Origin of the sequence: Paenibacillus sp. GCM10028914, from assembly GCF_042666275.1 — a bacterium.
In the GTDB taxonomy this organism is placed as follows: domain Bacteria; phylum Bacillota; class Bacilli; order Paenibacillales; family Paenibacillaceae; genus Paenibacillus_AQ.
In genome coordinates this window covers 360,452-377,775 of the sequence record NZ_JBHTFO010000008.1, presented here as the reverse complement: position 1 = coordinate 377,775, position 17,324 = coordinate 360,452, and the positions used below count along the sequence as shown (strand labels likewise).

The following is a 17,324-nucleotide window of genomic DNA, read 5'->3' as shown; positions in this document are numbered from 1 at the left end:
GGAGGAAAAAGTAATGGCAAAACGTGCAATGACAGATGAAGCTAAAGCTTTAAAAGTTCAGGCGATTCTTGATCAAGCTGCGGAAATGTTCATTTCAACAGAGTACAATCAAATCAAAATGTCTGATTTAGCAAAAGAGATGAATGTGTCAAAAGGTATTCTGTTCTTTTACTTTAAAACAAAGGAAGCCTTATTTTTTAGCCTGCTGTGCAGGGAGTACGAAAAAAGACTTGTACGTCTAATGGAACTGATAAGGGAGACACCAATAAAAAGCTTTGGTGATTTTAAACGTCTTATTATGACTGAACTGATTGAACTGGTGGACCATAATCCTCTATATATTCGCTTAGAAGCAATGCGCTCAGCCGTATTAGAAAAAAATATTGATGCTGAATGGATGCTGAAGCTGAAAACAGATCTATACTTCAAGATGATGGAGATGACAACTCTAATCTGTGAAAATAGTGCATTAACTAAGGACGAAGTTATGGATATTTTCCACGCTCAAGCATCGATCATTATTGGGTGTAAGTTATCAGCCAGCTATCCTTTAGAACTTGTAGAACTCATAGAGGCAAAAGGATTGGATGGATTCACACGCGACTTTAGAGCAGATGTCTTAGCTACAATGCAGCGGTATCTGGACGGATATACTACATGAGAAAGGGCAACCCCGCAAAGGAATGTATACAGAAAAGAGGAATGTCTCAATGACTCATTCGAGGATTCATATATGGCATACAGGTGAAGTTTATATTGACCAAGCTTTGGCTTTTGAGGAGAAAACCTTGCATCCGATGCCCTACACAGGATTGTTAAGACCAAAGTCCAAAAAGAAGTGGGTTCCCGTTTCTGTTTACTTAATCGAGCATCCAAAAGGATTGATTTTGGTGGATACGGGGTGGCACGCAGAGATGAGGGAAAACCAACGAAAACAATTGGGTTTGTCTTCATTCTTTTTTAAGGGGCGATTACCAGAAGGAAAAGCTGTGCATGAACAATTGTCCGGTTTTGGCATAAAAGCAGCTGAAATCGACTATGTTCTGCTGACCCATTTGCACTCTGATCATGTTAGCGGACTTAAACATGTTTCCCAAGCAAAGAAAATACTCGTCAGCCAACCGGAGTGGAAGGCTGCTAATAGTGGATTTGGTTATATGAAATCAATGTGGGAAGGGGTGAATGTGACTCCATTTGAACTGACAGATATCCCTTACGGACCCTATAAGTTAGGACTGGATCTTTTTCAGGATGGTTCAGTTTATCTGGTTCATACACCGGGGCATACTAATGGCCAGTTTTCCGTACTGGTTCAAACGAAACAGGGGTGGGTGTTGTTGGCGAGTGACGTAGGATACGCGGCAGCATCGTTTACTCAAGGGATTTTGCCTGGAGCGAAGACAGATAAAAAAGCAGCACAGCTTTCATTGAACTGGGCGAAGGAGTTCATGGAGCGAGAGGATTGTCTAATGACCATAGCGAATCATGATCCTGAGATTACGCCTCAAATCATAGGATAACCGTTGGGGGGATAGAGCTTATCTCATTGACAAAATATTTTACTGCGAGTAGTATTGTAAAATATTAATTCGAAAAAAATTAAATAATTAGCTGGCTATGATTGCTATGGATCGTACTATAGCAGGAGCAGCTTCTGGAGAGACCGTGGAGTTCCACGGCGCCGAAGGGTTCACAATCTCAGGCAAAAGGACAGAAGAGTATAAATATCTATTTGTTATATTAAATTTGCTATAGCAAAACTTATTTATTATTCTTTTGATCAAGAGATTGGAGCGCCTCCAATCTCTTTTTTTGTTGTCGTTAAAGATTGTTCGTTTTTTCACATGGTTAAAATTTCAATTCGGGTTAGGGGGAGTTTAGTATGGCACAACAGGAATTGAAGAGAGATCTAAAAAATCGACATGTTCAACTTATTGCCATTGGTGGAACGATTGGTACGGGATTATTTTTAGGATCAGGAAAAGCGATACAATTAGCAGGGCCATCCATTATCTTTGCTTATTTTATCGTAGGTATCGCCATTTTTTTCGTGATGAGAGCGTTAGGAGAACTTTTGTTGTCTAAAGCAGGCTATCAATCTTTTACTGACATTGCCGAGGACTATCTTGGACCTAGAGCTGCGTTTGTGACCGGATGGACCTATTGGTTTTGCTGGATTATGACGGCTATGGCTGATGTGATTGCCGTGGGGGTATATGTGAGATACTGGTTTGATATTCCGCAGTGGATCCCTGCAGTGATCTGTTTAGTTATTTTATTATTCCTCAATCTATTATCTGTTAAAAACTTTGGAGAAATGGAGTTTTGGTTTGCTTTAATTAAAGTCGTGACGATTCTAGCGTTAATTGCCATTGGGGTTATTTTGCTGGTGATCGGATTCAAAACAGATACAGGAACGGTATCTATCAAAAATATTTGGGGACACGGAGGACTATTTCCGAATGGATTATCGGGGTTCTTACTTTCATTCCAAATGGTTGTTTTTGCATATGTCGGTGTGGAGTTAGTGGGTGTATCTGCTGCGGAAACATCGAATCCGGAACAAAATATCCCGTCAGCGATTAATAAAATTCCTTTAAGGATTCTATTATTCTACGTGGGTGCATTGATCGCTCTATTATGCATTAATCCGTGGACAGGACTCAATCCAACAGAAAGTCCTTTTGTTAAAACGTTTAGTTTAGTCGGTATTCCGATTGCTGCAGGAGTGATTAACTTTGTCGTCTTGACTTCAGCTGCTTCGGCATGCAATAGCGGGATGTTCTCAACAAGCCGGATCCTATACAATCTGAGCAAGAATAACCAGGCTCCATCCCGTTTATCTAAGCTTAATAAAAACCATGTACCTAGTAATGCGTTATATATCTCAACAATTGTCGTATCCGTGGGAGCTCTTTTGAGTAAGCTGATCCCGGATCAAGCCTTTGGGATCGTAACAACCATTAGTGCCATTTGCTTCATCTGGGTATGGGGCGTCATCCTAATTTGTCATTTACGATATAAGAAAACACAGCCGCAATTACATGCTGCATCAAAATTCAAGGCACCGTTTACGCCATTTGTTAATTATGCTGTCCTGACGTTGTTTGCGATCATCCTCATTATTATGCTGTTTGCCGATGAAACGCGCCCGGCTTTATTGTTAACACCTCTTTGGTTTGTTCTATTATTTACTTTGTATGCGAGCAGAAGAAGGAAGGAAGACAATAACAAGGGTTCGGTGAAAAATTTACAATCAACAGATGCTTGACCTCTGCTGTGCTAATGTTGCATTCATGTGGACTGGTTTGGTAAGGGCAGCTCTTTGCTGGAAGCCTTGCCGTTATGGTTCTGGGCCTGCTTTCGTTTGTTTTAATCGTGTTTCTCTGGTTGCGCCAAGGAGGAACCTTTCGCATTCCCTTTTCCATTTCGCAGTTGAGTACTGGGCTATCGTTTTGAAACAGATAATAAGTACAGATGCCTTTCCGACACCAGACTCTAATCTCATATATTTTAAGAATTATCCGCTTGGCGTCTCGTCTTTTCTCTATTATGTCCGCCGCTTCGCGGGACATTCCCAGTCCGGTCAGGGGATCTATCATGCAGAATGAGGAGAGGCAGGTGCGGCGATTAGCTTGCATCTGTCTCTTTCTTAAAAAGGAGTGTAGCCGGCGTCTTTTTGGAGTGAAGCTATTTCACAATGAACTTTATTGTTGACGCAAAAAAACCATTGTGAAATAATTCTCATAACAAATCTTTGTGAAAATTTTAACAATTTCACATTGATGTACATATTCAAAGGAGAAGAAGATGAAAAATAACAACTTTGGGAAACTGCTATTAGTCTTTCTTTTGTTCACTCTGGTGTTATCTTTGGTAGGATGTGCAGGAACTAACAATGGGCAAAAAGATGAAAGTACAGGGGATATCACCTTTAAAGCTGGAACCTATACTGCATCTTCAGATGGAAAGAATGGACCCATTGAAGTAGACGTGACATTCTCAGATCATAAGATTGAATCTGTCAAAGTGGTTAATTTTAATGAGACAGAGGGTGTTAGTGATGCTTCTGTCGAGAATATCCCGGCAGAAATCGTTAAGAATCAATCTTTGAAAATTGATGCTATTTCCGGTGCAACAGTCACAAGTGATGCTATATTGGCAGCAGTTGCAGACTGCGTAAAACAGGCAGGTGCTGATCCGGAGACTCTGAATGCAGAAGTTATAAAAGAAGTTTCAACAGAGGTTGCAGAATTAACAACCGATGTAGTTGTTATAGGCGGTGGAGCGTCGGGAATATCTGCATCTCTTCGTGCGGATGAGCTTGGGATGAAAACGATCCTGCTTGAGAAAATGTCATATATCGGCGGAGCTATATCTGTCAGTGGTGGAAATCAGGTTGTAACGCTATCAAATCTTCAGAAAGAGGCTGGAGTAACAGACGATAGTGTTGATAGCATGGTTAAAGATTTTCTTGCAAATGGGAATAACAAGAACGTTACTGAACTTCTGACTTTGTTTGCAGAGAATATTGGACAAACAACAGATTGGCTTAATCAGTATGTAGGAATTCAATATGATATGGATGGCGGGCTTCATAAATTAGCGGAGTACACTCATGACCGTGAGCTTGCTTATGAAGGTAATGGCTCTGGATTTGCAAAACAGGCTCGTAAGAAAGTGGAAGAGTCGGGCGTTGAACTTTATCTTGAGACAAGAGCAGAGAAGCTCATTACAGACGAAAGCGGAGCTGTTGTGGGAGTCATTGCGAAGGACAACAAGGGAAAAACTTATAATATTACTTCTAAAGCAGTAATCCTAGCAACAGGCGGATACGGAAATAATAAGGAACTTCTCTCTGAAGAAATGCAGACTGCCCTTTATTATGGACCAACGTCTTCTACAGGAGATGGAGTCGTTATGGCTACCGCAGAAGGCATAGATGCAGCAACTCGCCTTATGGAATATGGAAAGCGATATCCAAATGGCGTCGAAGTTTCTGAAGGAATTGCAAAATCTACTATAGCTGGTAATATCGCAGCGTTTAGTAAGAGTGCAATACTTGTAAATGCCGGTGGAGAACGAGTTGTTAACGAAAAATCTAGTAACCGAAATATTCTGGAAGTTGAATTAGCTCAGGAAAACCAAATGCTATATCTTTTGATGGATCAGGAAACATTCGATGTCTTCAAGCCAAGTGTGGGGGAAGCGGGCATTTCTGAAACTGATATTGAAGGATGGCTCAAGAACAATGGATCTACAACCCCTTACTTCTTCCAAGCAGATACTGTTGAAGAGCTGACAACTGCAGCTGGAATAGATCCAGCAACGCTACAGGCAACTATTAATCGTTACAATGGTTTCGTACAGACAGGTAAAGATACTGATTTCGGACGTTCTGCGGATTATTTAAAAGAAGAAATAGGCGCTGGTCCTTATTATCTTGTGGAACAGAAACCTCGTTTTGCGACAACTATGGGAGGCTTAGTTGTAAATACGAGTTTTGAGGTTATGAACACGAGTGATAAAGTAATCTCCGGGCTTTATGCAGCAGGTGAAGTTGTTGGCGGAGTCATGGGCGATGATTCACCATCCGGAGCTAATAACGCATGGGCATTAACTGCTGGAAAGCTATCTGCAGAAGCAGTTGCCAATACACTTAAATAGAGTAGTAAGATTAAAATATTATATTGCTATAACACACGTTCGATTCCGGACGTGTGTTTTTTTGCGCTCAAAGACAGTCCAGTGTAATTGTATGGTGCTGTCTCAAAAGGTGGTCTTTTTTGGCTGTTTGTTACAAAACATATACATTTCCTCTCTTCCAATCAAATCGTTCATCCGAGGTTTTCGTATACCTATCTCATTTGCTGCAACTAGGTTTCTTATATGGTGCCCCTATTAAACCATCACTGTTTTGTGCATATGCACAATAATATTCATTGGAATATCAATTGTTTAAAGTCCGTGATGCCCATATAATGAAAGCGTATTCAAGATGATGGAGCTCAACCTTAAAGGGGGAATAGATCCTTTGCAAAATACTAATAATACTCACTATTTGGCTCAATGGGGTTTGTAATTTCAAAAATCATGATCACCCTGAGGAGGATTTAAAATGGAAGCAGCATTGGAAATTAGCTGGATGGGCGCTTTAGCCGGCTTAGCACTTGCAATCATATTGATTTTGTTTAGACTGGCACCAACGTATGCATTGATTCTGGGAGCCATTGTTGGTGGTTTTATTGGTGGGGCTAATTTTTCAGAGGTCATCAGTATCTTGATTTCCGGAACACAAAGTGTTCAAGGCACAGTTATTCGGATAATCGCAGCTGGTGTTTTTGCTGGTGTGATGATGGAATCTGGAGCAGCAGGAACGATTGCAAAAGTTATTGTTGATAAACTTGGTGGAACGAAAGCGATGCTGTCGCTTGCACTAGCTACCATGGTCATCACAGCGGTAGGGGTATTCATTCCTGTAGCCGTATTGATTGTCGCACCCATCGCGCTCTCTGTTGGCCACAAAATGGGATATTCCAAGGTTGCCTTGCTAGTGGCGCTATCTGGCGGCGGGAAAGCGGGAAATATTATTTCTCCTAACCCGAATACCATTGCTGCAGCAGGCGGATTCGAACTCGATGTTAACCAGGTGATGATTGGCGGATTGGTCCCTGCGCTCTTCGGGGTGGTAGTTGCGGTTCTGATCGCATCATTCATTAAGTATAAAGGAACTAAAGTAACGGATCTTGAAGCGGCTGAGCTTGAAAAGACTAGCACCACGGATCTACCACCTTTATCTAAAGCTCTAGTAGCTCCGGTGATCGCTATTATTCTTTTGATGATTAGCCCGCTAGGTTCGATGTTAGGTATTGATTTCCTTGCATCACTAAAAATTGATTCCCTGTTTATTCTGCCGTTTGCCGGTGTCGTTGGCTCCTTGGCGTTAGGTAAATCAAAAGAAATAATCAATTATTGTACGGCCGGATTAAATCGAATGACACCAACGATTTTGATCATTATAGGTGCGGGTGCCATTGGCGGATTGATCACAGCGTCTACCCTGCCTGCAGAAGTTGTTGCTCTAGTAGAAGCTTCAGGTATTTCAGGAGTATTCCTTGCACCAATAGCAGGTGTGTTAATGGGAGCAGCAACAGCATCCACTTCAACAGGTGTCATTTTGGCTACGGGTTCATTCTCAGGTGCGATTCTAAATACAGGTGTTGCACCTCTATCGGCTGCAGTTATGACCCATGCCGGTGCTACTGTTATTGACCATTTGCCACATGGAACCTACTTCCACGTTACGCGTAATGCTATGGGCATGAGCATGAAGGATAGAATGAAGGTTGTTCTGTATGAAAGTATGGTCGGTCTAACAATGACGATCGTAGCCGTAGTTTTGTTCGGATTTATCTTATAGATAAGAGTGGGGGATAAAAACTCATGGGAAAAATATTTATGTTGGCACCTGATTCGTTTAAAGAAAGTATGACGGCAAAAGAAGTATGCAATGCGATGGAAATAGGCATCAAGAGAGCGATTCCAGATGCGCAGTGTATTCACGTACCTATGGCTGATGGAGGAGAGGGAACTGTCCAGTCACTGGTAGATGCAACAGGTGGTACCTTGGTACAAAAAGAAGTGACAGGGCCTCTTGGGACACCGGTTCTTGCCCATTATGGAATATTGGGAGACGGCAAAACAGGTGTGATTGAAATGGCATCAGCCAGTGGAATTCATCATGTTACGAAGGAGACCAAAAATCCTTTAATTACGACTACCTTAGGAACAGGTGAATTAATTAAGGAATGTATTGAGAAGGGAATTACGGAAATCATTCTGGGCATAGGCGGTAGCGCTACGAACGATGGAGGCACTGGAATGGCAAAGGCACTGGGATATAAATTCCTGGATCAAGACGGGAATGAGCTGCAGCTTGGCGGCGGATATCTGGGTGCGCTTAATAAGATCGATGTTACCGATGTGCATCCGAAATTAAAAGACGTTAAAATCCTCGTTGCCTCGGATGTAACGAATCCATTATGCGGGGAGCAGGGCGCATCCGCTGTGTTTGGTCCGCAGAAGGGTGCCACTCCTGAAATGGTCAAATTGCTAGATGATAATTTAAGACATTATAGTGAAATTGTAAAACAGCAGCTTGGCGTTGAAATATTGGATGTACCTGGTGCAGGCGGAGCGGGCGGCCTCGGTGGTGGATTGATCGCTTTCACCAACTCCACCATGAAAAAAGGGATTGAGATTGTTATTGAATATACGGGACTAAAAGAAAAGCTGAAGAATGTGGATTACTGTTTCACAGGGGAAGGCGGCATCGATTTTCAGACGAAATTCGGTAAAGCGCCTTACGGAGTTGCTCAGGCAGCAAAAAGTGTTAACTGCGATATGAAAGTGATCGCCTTGGCAGGCTATGTGGGCAAGGATGTGGAGACTTTGTACGATGAAGGATTTGATGCCATCTTTGGGATTGTTCCTGGAGCAGCAGATATTGAAACCTTACTGTCGAGAGGTAAGGAAAATGTAGCCCGTACATCGGAAAGCATTGCTAGATTGCTGAAATAAGAAGCAAAGAGGGTGTCCCATAGGGGGCATCCTCTTTATTTAATCCGATTAATCAGCATAAAAATGAGTTCCACCAGCTCCAAAATATTTTTGGGGTCTTTGCCTGTAATCGTAAATATCTTGTTTAATCTATAGTTCAATGTATTCCTGTGGATCATGAGCCTACTCGCGGTTTCGTTGGCGTTTAGGTTGCAGTTGAGATAAACCTGAAGTGTTGTTATTAATTCATCATTCTTTTCGAGTAAATGTGCCAGTCGCTCTGCCTTTTTATCATTCTGTTGCAGTTTTGACATATCGGAGATGAACTCGCATTTGGAATAAAAGATGGTTTTTTCGCCCGAATAAATGCCCATTAATACACGCATAGCTGATTTAGCCTGCAATAGTCCTTCAGAGATCGTGTCGTTCATTTTACTGATTGAAATGAGAGCACCGGGATGCTGATTTCTAATTATTTGTTGCAGGGCTTCAATCTTATCTTCTTCCTGAATAACTAAGCAAAGCGAGTATTTGGTCATTTTAAAGGAGGACAAGCTTTCAGTGATATCCTCAGCAATCTCATTAGGTGACAGCACATATAAGATTTGAGAGGGTTTAGTTAACTGAATGCCATAGGTCAATGCCTGATTCATTACTTCTTTTGTATAAGTGGTGTCCGGATTTATAATTAAGCTGAAAAACTCTTGTTTTAAGTTATTCTTCAAGTTTTCCTTTTCCAATGCGATGCTTTGGTTGATTAACAAAATAACAGCTGATTTTAAAATGTTTCCAAAAGGCCTCGTTTCCTTTACTTCGCCGCTGATTCCTACCACTCCAACAATATTGCCATTCAATTCGATCGGTAAGTTAATACCCTTCTTCACGAACTCCTCATCTTTGTGTATTTCAACAATTTTTCTCTGTTTGATGGCTTTCAACGCACCATGATGCAGCGTACCAATTCTTCCTTTATTTCCACTCCCGATGATCTTGCCTGTTCGATCCATAATATTAATATTATAGGGGATATCTTTCATCATTCGATCGACAATGGTTTGAGCCTGATTATGCGTCATCTCATACATAGCTGTATCTCCTTCATAACTTCTTATGAAATTATATCGATATGTTGTTCTTGAGGTATATGAATACAGTTACAAGCTACATATCCTTTATAGCATTATTTTCATGGTATGATGATATGCAGGTATACGATAAATTTAACACACGAAAGAAGGCCATTATGGGATTTAAAGATGAATTTAAACGTGAAATGCGCAATGCGATGAAAGATGTACACAAAGAAGTACATAAAACGTGGAAGATTGATTATAAGGGGCACTGTATAGAAGTTATACACCAATTAAAAGAAGAGCTTCTTATTATTGATGGTATTACAGTTGATACGAATAAGCGAAAATATCTAATATCACATCTGATACCTTTTTCGAAATTATCAGGAACTCTTGATCTAGGCGACGGTGTAAAGCATAGGGTTTCCGTTAAATTGGATGGCTTTATAAGCCTTCAATGTACTGTAAAGATCGACAATGAAACGGTACTGAGTGATTCGTTAAAGCTTGATTTTCTTCCGTGGAATCACAAGGAAAAGATCGTGCCTTATATTGAGCAACAAGTTCGGACACATAACAAAATCGTAGATGACTCTTTACCAGATGACGAATACATGTATGATGACAATCATCCAAGCGTAGCTGCAGGTTTACCTGATCATCATGCTGATGATGTGCCTACTCCGTTATTTGCCAAAAAGCTGCTGAGACTATTTGAAAAACAACTCAAGCATCCTACGAACAAAACACGAAAGGCTACATACGAAGCAATCATCTCTGACAATATCGCAAGCTACGGTGAACAATTTATCGAACGTTTCGAGGAAGCCGAGTTGGATGAATCTCTCGTACAACGAGAGGCTCTATGGCTTCTTGAACATGCAGCACATCGAGAGGTTATAAAATTCGCAGTTACTGTACTTGGCTGTACCAATTGTGAACAGTATAAAGAGCAGCTACTTCCTATAGGGATGCATGAGCAATTCACATCATATGTCATATTTGCACTGAAAAATGGAACAAGACAAGCAAACAACGAAATTTGGCAGCTTGCTCGGTCTGTCCATGGCTTCGGCAGAATTACAGCAGTGGAACAGCTCGAAGCAACAACGCCAGAAATAAAACATTGGCTGCTGACAAAGGGTTCTGAAGATATCGTCATGAGTGATTATTTAGCTTATATGTGCGCGATCAAGGGAGAACTTGCTATAGCACTATACCAAGAGACGATTTCCAAAGAACTATATGATGGAGCGGGTCTGATCCTTGAAGCGTTACTTCATGAAGGAGCCGAGCAAGGCATCGAGGACTATTTATTTGAAAACGCGATTCTTTACCGATTCGCTTCTCATGCGCGTATCCACTGTGAATCCCTTAAGGACTTCTATCCTCTTATGAAAATAAATCGATTTCTATCTGATGAAGAATTTTGGGGAGAACAATCTGAAGATCAATGGAAGCAGGATGAGCGCAGATCTATTCAGCAAGTGATTCAACCATTTATGAATGATCCCAAGTGGCCGCAGCTTGCCATGGATGCCCTAGAGCAAGATGTCGATTATAAGGCGCTTGAAATCGCCCGCTTCTATGAATTAGACATCGTCCCGAATTTATTTAAGCTGCTAGAGAGATATCCGACCAACAGCGAAATATATTATGCCATAATGGAAACAAATCATCGCCAGCATATTATCGATCTCTGTGCATTCGCAGAAAATCATTTATCGTTATCAAGCCTATCGGATGAGGAAGAAGATTGCCTGCGGTACATTGTTCAAGACTTACATGAGCATGAAGGTGTGGGGTTGCCATTGATTCAAGCTGCTCTTGAATCGGATACAGGGGTAATACAATACCAGGCACTTAGTGTACTGAGTGAATGGACGCCTTCCACGTGGCAACAACCTACTATATTGACCGCTATTAAGAACATCGCAACAACGTCAAAAGATAAAGAAGACTGCAAGTTAGCAAACGAATTACTATCAAAATAAGCAGAGAGAAGAGCTCTTCTCTCTGCTTATTTTTTTGCTTAACTAAGTTCAGTTGATCATTGCACAAGGTAATTATACCCAATGAACCCCCCTCCGATAGACCCTTCACCCTACTAAATTGATATAGTCTAAAATGATTAATTAATACAAACATCTCTGTTTTAAAGCGATTTTTCAGTTCTATTTACCCCTTACATTTAGGGGAGGTTTTTATGTTTAATTACTTTTGACACAAATCTATCCTAGGCTTTATAGCTTACAAAACCGTATAAAACCAACTGTAGAACGATTTAATATCGTTATTTAGTCACGATTACTATCGACATTATTCTACGTTATTCGCAAAAGCTACTTATAGCCTATACTCAACTCTCTCAGATATGGGTAATATGGGAATGTTGTTATGAAAATTTTACTGTAAGAGGTGGGAGCAGAGAATTATTCGTCATCTAATACTTCACCAACAAAACTATGGAATGAGGAGAGAAATAATGACAACACAACCTTTTAATCTACGCTTGCCTTCCAGGGTAAGAGCACTCCTGGTCGGTATTTCAACTTTTTTACTAGGATTTTTATTCTTAACCATATTTGCAGATAGTGCTTCCGCTCATGGATATATTGAGTCACCAGCAAGCCGTGCTTATATGTGTAAACAAGGCGAGAATACGAACTGTGGTGCTGTTCAGTATGAACCGCAAAGTATTGAAGCGATCGGTAATTTTCCGACTACTGGTCCTGCAGATGGAGAAATCACTGGCGGCGGAATTTTTAAAGAGCTTTATGAACAAAAAGCGGATCGTTGGAAAAAAGTAACCCTACAAACGGGGCTTAATACATTTACTTGGAAACTAACGGCTGCTCATGCAACAGATAACTGGAAATATTACATCACAAAAGCGAATTGGGATCCGAGTAAACCAATTGGTCGAGAAGATATTGAGCTGTTCTGTTCATTTGATGACAAAGGTGCAAAACCGAACCCTTCAACTTCGCACCAATGTAATATCCCTGCTGATCGAACAGGATATCAGCTCATCCTTGGCGTATGGGATATCGCAGATACACCAAATGCCTTCTATCAAGTTATCGATGCGAACATTGTGAGCGGTGGTGCTGTGCAAGGCCCGACTGTGCCAGCAAATGTTAGCTTGGCGAGCAAAACGGCTACAAGTGTCACGCTTAAATGGACAGCTTCTACAGCGCCAACAGAAATCGCAAGTTATGAAATATACCGTAACGGTGTTCTCGTTGGAACTTCAACAACAAATTCTTATGTAGATCAAGGCCTTACGGCTAGTACTTCTTATATGTATACCGTAAGAGCAGTTGACGCCGCAGGTGATAAATCACAAGCTTCTCCAGCTGTAACAGTTACCACATCCGCTGACAGCAATAGTGGTGACAATAACAATAATACGTACCCGGAGTGGGTTTCCACCCAAGTGTACCTTGGTGGAGCCAAAGTACACTATAACGGTGCTAGCTATGAAGCTAAATGGTGGACACAGAATGAAACGCCTGGTAAATCGCAAGTATGGAAATTAATTAGTGATGCAGGTCAGGGAGCTACAGGCCCTGCTGCTCCTACAGGTATCCACTCGATGAAAACGACATCGACAAGCGTTTCTCTCATGTGGACAGCTTCCGAAGCTGCCGCACATTATGAAATCTATTTAAATAATATTCTGCTTGGAAAGTCGACATTAACAGCTTATGAAGCAACTGGGCTCTCAGCCGGTACCTCATATGCGTTTACAGTAGTAGCTGTCGATGGTGCTGGTGATAAATCACAAGCTTCAGCCCCTTTTACGGTGAAGACTGCAACTGAAGGTGGAGCAGGTGACAATGAAGGAAGTCTTTATCCGGAGTGGGATGCCAAAAAAGCGTATGTAGGCGGAGATAAAGTGCAATTTGATGGTGTTACCTATGAAGCTAAATGGTGGACCTACAATGAGCTTCCTAATAAAGCAGACGTATGGAAACAAATCAAATAAAGTAGAATGAAATGCACCCCTTAGAATGCATATTGGAATAAACGTCGAGTTTATCCGGTAGGTTCTAGGGGGTGCATTTATATATAAACAGGTAGCGGTGTTACTTCATAATTCCACTTAGCACGCTGGATATCGCACTTAAGAAAGGTGAACGTAGAACGTAGTAGATTCACCGACCACACTTTTGGCGTAAATATTTCCTTTATGCTGCTTGATGATTGATTTGGCAATCGCCAGGCCGAGGCCATAACCACCTTGCTTGCGCGCCCGAGAAGCATCAGTGCGGTAGAATCGGTCAAAGATTCTTGGTAGGTGTTCAGCAGCAATGCCTTCTCCGGTATTCGTGACAGACAGCACAACATCGCTGCGCTGCTTCTTCAGGGAAAGCGTGACAGAACCTTTGGGATTCGTATATTTTACGGCATTATCCAATAAGATCATCACGACTTGTTTGATCTGTTCACTGTTGCCCTTAACCGTCAAATGAGGTTCGATATCATAATGAAGTGTCACGTTCTTCTCAAAGATAACGGCTTCCATCGTTAAAATAATGGTTTCAACCGCCTCGCTTAAATTGAACTCTGAAAAGATCATACTGGTTCTGGAATCATCCATTTCGGTCAGGTATAACAGGTCATTGGTTAGCCTTGTCATTCTCTCTGCTTCCGATTTGATATAGTGGAGCCACTTCGACTGACTGTGATCGATGTCGCCACTGGATAAGAGCACATCCGCATTGGTGTTAATAATGGTCAGCGGAGTCTTCAACTCATGTGATGCATCAGCAATGAACTGCTTCTGTTTATCAAAGGCTTCCTTGACCGGTATGATTGAACGGCCCGCGAAGTATTGGCTAACAAAATAAAGAATAATGAGCATGACTGATCCAACAATCGTGAAGGTATAGATTAGGTTGGTCAGAATATTTTGCTGAGATGTGATGTCCAGGAATACGAGCATAGCCCCGTCTTTTGTATGCTGAACATTAAAGATCCACTTGCTTCCATCTAATGTGAATTTTCCGGTGTCCTTATTGAAGCTAAGGGCTTTGTTCAAGGCAGAATTATAAAATTCATCTTCCATTGTGAACATAGAGTCTTTCCCTATCAGATTAGCCTCTTGATCGATCCAAAGCATGAATGAGATTGATCGTACCTGAGGAAATTCTCCGGAATCCATAGGTTTTTTATCCGTACGCGGTAACTCGGAGTTCTTCTTCGTGGAGTTTGGATGACCAGTTTCGCCACCGAATGAATTCTGATATTTTTCCATGCTTCTGTGCAGATCCATACGGATCTCTTGTTGGACATCACGGTAGGTGATCACGTAAATGGTCGTGAAGGCAGCAAGCATAATAATAGAGATCGTTACTAAGTTGACGATAAGGAATCGGTTTCTGAGTTTCTTGAACATTAGGTCATCCCCTCTAATACATATCCAACACCTCTAATTGTGTTAATCCGTATCTCAGAATTCAAGAAGGTTAGCTTTTTCCGTAAAAAAGAAATGTACACCTCCACATTGTTGTGCTCAGCCTCTGAATCGAAGCCCCATAACTTCTCTATGATCTGTTCTTTGGAAGTTACAGCCTGTTTCCTCAATATAAGAAGCTCTAGTAATTGAGATTCCTTTAAATTCAGCTTGATCTCTTTCCCTTTAACAGTGAGCTTCAGATTGGCTGTATTGAGTTCTATATCCCCTGCTTTTAGTACGTCGTCCGGTACAACCTCGCCTTTGCGCCGCAGTACTGCTCTTATTCTTGCTAGCAATATTTCCGACGAAAAGGGCTTGGAGATATAGTCATCCGCACCTTGATCCAGCCCTGTCACCATATCTGTAATCTCGCCTTTTGCGGTAAGAAGGATCACCGGGGTGGCATTACCCTTCTGGCGGAGTGTCTTGAGTACAGTAACTCCATCCATTTCAGGCATCATTATGTCCAGCAGGAGTAAATCATATATTCCGCTTAGTGCATAATCCAGACCAGATTTTCCATCATGGACAGCATCTACGGCGTAGTTATGCTTCTTTAATATTTGGGTCAGAGCTTCAGCAAGATGAAGCTCGTCTTCTACGATTAATATCCTCATATTTTTGCTCATCCTCTGCGTAAGATGTGTGCTTACTACTATAGCATGATACCAATCCAACCTTTAAATAACCTTAATCCGTCAGAGTAAAGATCGTGTAAAACCATTTAAGATTCATTAAAGGTTTGGGGTCTAAGATACGTTCATAGGCAAGTGAGCCAACATGAGGTACTAAAACAAGAAAGGATCTGAATCATATGGCTATAGAAGTTTTCAACCGATATGAGAACAAATATTTGTTCGATGATGCATCCTACCATAAACTTTACAATGATTTACTTGAATATATGGAGCCGGATGCTCACAACAAGAAAAATGAGTTTTATTCCATTACGAACTTGTATTATGACACGGAGTACGATTCCTTGATCCGGAATAGTCTGGCGAAGCCCAAATACAAGGAAAAACTCCGTTTAAGAGCTTACGGAATTCCGAATCAAGATACGAAAGTGTATCTGGAAATTAAGAAAAAGGTATTTGGTCTGGTTAATAAAAGAAGAACCTCTCTCAAATTAAATGAGGCTTACGATTTCGTCGCTACGGGCGTGGAACCAGAATTCAAGGAGTATATGAATAAGCAGGTCATTGAGGAGATCAAATACTTTTTAACACGATATGATCTACAGCCTAAGGTGTATCTGTCTTATGATCGCAAAGCGATGTTCTGTAAAAACAATCGTGATTTGCGGATTACATTCGATACGAACATACGAAGTCGGCGATATGATCTTAAGCTGGAACACGGTCCTTATGGTGAGCTACTGTTAGAACCCGGGCAGTGGCTTATGGAAGTGAAGGCAGAGAAGACGATTCCGGTGTGGCTGGCTAAAATGCTCTCGGAACATCAAATGTACCGTACAAGTTTCTCTAAATACGGTAATGAGTACAAAAGAATGCTAAAAAATAAAATTCAACAGGGAGCTGTCCTATATGCTTGATTCATTATTTTCCGCTGCTACGAGCACAGAACTAACGTTTACCAATGCGATTATAACCATTCTATTATCTATTGTACTTGGTGGAATTATTAGTTTGACCTATATGAAGACCAATCCTAGTAGTTATTCGCAAAGCTTTACACTCACCATGGTATTACTGCCGACGATCATAGCGATCATTATTCTGCTGATTGGCAGCAATATTGCAAGAGCCTTCAGTCTTGCTGGAGCATTCTCCATCATTCGTTTCAGAAGTGCACCTGGCGATCCTAAAGACATTACTTTTGTCTTGTTCACCATGGCGTCGGGACTTGCCTGCGGCGTTGGAGCTTTCGGGTATGCGGTTCTGTTCACCATTATTCTGTGTGTGCTTATGATTATCCTTAGTCGTACTAACTTTGGTGTTAGATCAACTATGCAGAAAACACTAAAAGTGACGATTCCAGAGAGTCTGGGGTATGAGCAGGCCTTCGCAGAAATTTTCAAGAGATACAACGTCGGATATGAGTTGAAAAAGATTAAAACAACAGAGCTTGGAAGTTTATACGAACTGGTATATACGGTTACGCTGGATGAAGATCTGAATCAGAAGGAATTCCTTGATGCAATTCGCACTCGAAATGGGAATCTGGATCTCTCGCTAACGATGAGTCCAACTTCTGATTATTAAAAT

The 17,324-nt window shown here is 41.3% G+C and carries 13 protein-coding genes and 1 riboswitch; of the genes, 10 read left to right on the top strand and 3 right to left on the bottom strand.

Annotated elements, in window-relative coordinates:
- The first annotated feature begins 13 nt into the window (after nt 1-13).
- The 6 genes from ACFQV5_RS08120 (at nt 14) to ACFQV5_RS08095 (ending at nt 8,580) form a co-directional block, all read left to right on the top strand.
- On the top strand, nt 14-661 hold the full coding sequence (locus ACFQV5_RS08120) for a TetR/AcrR family transcriptional regulator (RefSeq protein WP_379245459.1): 648 nt from the start codon (nt 14-16) through the stop codon (nt 659-661).
- A gap of 49 nt (nt 662-710) precedes the next feature.
- Complete coding sequence (locus tag ACFQV5_RS08115; protein WP_379245457.1) at nt 711-1,520, top strand: N-acyl homoserine lactonase family protein; 810 nt, start codon at nt 711-713, stop codon at nt 1,518-1,520.
- A gap of 124 nt (nt 1,521-1,644) precedes the next feature.
- Nucleotides 1,645-1,724: riboswitch (glycine riboswitch) on the top strand.
- A gap of 158 nt (nt 1,725-1,882) precedes the next feature.
- Complete coding sequence (locus ACFQV5_RS08110) at nt 1,883-3,271, top strand: amino acid permease (protein WP_379245455.1); 1,389 nt, start codon at nt 1,883-1,885, stop codon at nt 3,269-3,271.
- Between the two features lie 539 nt (nt 3,272-3,810).
- Nucleotides 3,811-5,667: an FAD-dependent oxidoreductase gene (locus ACFQV5_RS08105; RefSeq protein ID WP_379245453.1), complete on the top strand. Its 1,857-nt coding sequence runs from the start codon at nt 3,811-3,813 to the stop codon at nt 5,665-5,667.
- 451 nt (nt 5,668-6,118) lie between these two features.
- Entirely contained in the window at nt 6,119-7,420 is a 1,302-nt protein-coding gene (locus ACFQV5_RS08100) for a GntP family permease (RefSeq protein ID WP_379245451.1), read from the top strand.
- 23 nt (nt 7,421-7,443) lie between these two features.
- On the top strand, nt 7,444-8,580 hold the full coding sequence (locus ACFQV5_RS08095) for a glycerate kinase family protein (RefSeq protein ID WP_379245449.1): 1,137 nt from the start codon (nt 7,444-7,446) through the stop codon (nt 8,578-8,580).
- A gap of 35 nt (nt 8,581-8,615) precedes the next feature.
- Here ACFQV5_RS08095 and ACFQV5_RS08090 read toward each other — a convergent pair whose 3' ends face one another.
- Entirely contained in the window at nt 8,616-9,635 is a 1,020-nt protein-coding gene (locus tag ACFQV5_RS08090) for a CdaR family transcriptional regulator (protein WP_379245694.1), read from the bottom strand.
- Nucleotides 9,636-9,703: 68 nt separating this feature from the next.
- Here ACFQV5_RS08090 and ACFQV5_RS08085 point away from each other — a divergent pair, with 68 nt between their 5' ends.
- Entirely contained in the window at nt 9,704-11,626 is a 1,923-nt protein-coding gene (locus tag ACFQV5_RS08085; protein WP_379245447.1) for a hypothetical protein, read from the top strand.
- Nucleotides 11,627-12,117: 491 nt separating this feature from the next.
- The gene (locus ACFQV5_RS08080) at nt 12,118-13,623 is read left to right on the top strand and encodes a lytic polysaccharide monooxygenase (RefSeq protein WP_379245445.1); all 1,506 of its coding nucleotides are present in this window, start codon (nt 12,118-12,120) and stop codon (nt 13,621-13,623) included.
- Between the two features lie 138 nt (nt 13,624-13,761).
- On the opposite strand, the gene ACFQV5_RS08075 is transcribed toward ACFQV5_RS08080, so the two are convergent.
- Nucleotides 13,762-15,036, bottom strand: coding sequence for a sensor histidine kinase (locus ACFQV5_RS08075; protein WP_379245443.1), 1,275 nt, complete (start codon nt 15,034-15,036; stop codon nt 13,762-13,764).
- Nucleotides 15,036-15,713, bottom strand: a complete 678-nt coding sequence (locus tag ACFQV5_RS08070) for a response regulator transcription factor (RefSeq protein ID WP_379245441.1) — start codon at nt 15,711-15,713, stop codon at nt 15,036-15,038. The genes ACFQV5_RS08075 and ACFQV5_RS08070 overlap by 1 nt, the downstream gene beginning before the upstream one ends.
- Before the next feature lie 197 nt (nt 15,714-15,910).
- Between ACFQV5_RS08070 and ACFQV5_RS08065 the strand changes: the two genes are divergently transcribed.
- Nucleotides 15,911-16,651 carry a polyphosphate polymerase domain-containing protein gene (locus ACFQV5_RS08065; RefSeq protein WP_379245439.1) on the top strand — a complete coding sequence of 247 codons (741 nt, stop codon included), beginning with the start codon at nt 15,911-15,913 and terminating at the stop codon, nt 16,649-16,651.
- The gene (locus ACFQV5_RS08060; protein ID WP_379245437.1) at nt 16,644-17,321 is read left to right on the top strand and encodes a DUF4956 domain-containing protein; all 678 of its coding nucleotides are present in this window, start codon (nt 16,644-16,646) and stop codon (nt 17,319-17,321) included. Before ACFQV5_RS08065 ends, ACFQV5_RS08060 begins: the two co-directional genes overlap by 8 nt.
- Nucleotides 17,322-17,324 lie beyond the last annotated feature (3 nt).

Excerpts from the sequence above, each read along its gene's own strand:
- ACFQV5_RS08110 (WP_379245455.1), top strand. The coding sequence starts at position 1,883 with ATGGCACAACAGGAATTGAAGAGAGATCTAAAAAATCGACATGTTCAA.
- ACFQV5_RS08080 (WP_379245445.1), top strand. The coding sequence starts at position 12,118 with ATGACAACACAACCTTTTAATCTACGCTTGCCTTCCAGGGTAAGAGCA.
- ACFQV5_RS08075 (WP_379245443.1), bottom strand. The coding sequence starts at position 15,036 with ATGTTCAAGAAACTCAGAAACCGATTCCTTATCGTCAACTTAGTAACG.
- ACFQV5_RS08070 (WP_379245441.1), bottom strand. The coding sequence starts at position 15,713 with ATGAGGATATTAATCGTAGAAGACGAGCTTCATCTTGCTGAAGCTCTG.
- ACFQV5_RS08095 (WP_379245449.1), top strand. The coding sequence starts at position 7,444 with ATGGGAAAAATATTTATGTTGGCACCTGATTCGTTTAAAGAAAGTATG.
- ACFQV5_RS08120 (WP_379245459.1), top strand. The coding sequence starts at position 14 with ATGGCAAAACGTGCAATGACAGATGAAGCTAAAGCTTTAAAAGTTCAG.
- ACFQV5_RS08115 (WP_379245457.1), top strand. The coding sequence starts at position 711 with ATGACTCATTCGAGGATTCATATATGGCATACAGGTGAAGTTTATATT.
- ACFQV5_RS08085 (WP_379245447.1), top strand. The coding sequence starts at position 9,704 with ATGAATACAGTTACAAGCTACATATCCTTTATAGCATTATTTTCATGG.
- ACFQV5_RS08060 (WP_379245437.1), top strand. The coding sequence starts at position 16,644 with ATGCTTGATTCATTATTTTCCGCTGCTACGAGCACAGAACTAACGTTT.
- ACFQV5_RS08090 (WP_379245694.1), bottom strand. The coding sequence starts at position 9,635 with ATGACGCATAATCAGGCTCAAACCATTGTCGATCGAATGATGAAAGAT.
- ACFQV5_RS08105 (WP_379245453.1), top strand. The coding sequence starts at position 3,811 with ATGAAAAATAACAACTTTGGGAAACTGCTATTAGTCTTTCTTTTGTTC.
- ACFQV5_RS08065 (WP_379245439.1), top strand. The coding sequence starts at position 15,911 with ATGGCTATAGAAGTTTTCAACCGATATGAGAACAAATATTTGTTCGAT.
- ACFQV5_RS08100 (WP_379245451.1), top strand. The coding sequence starts at position 6,119 with ATGGAAGCAGCATTGGAAATTAGCTGGATGGGCGCTTTAGCCGGCTTA.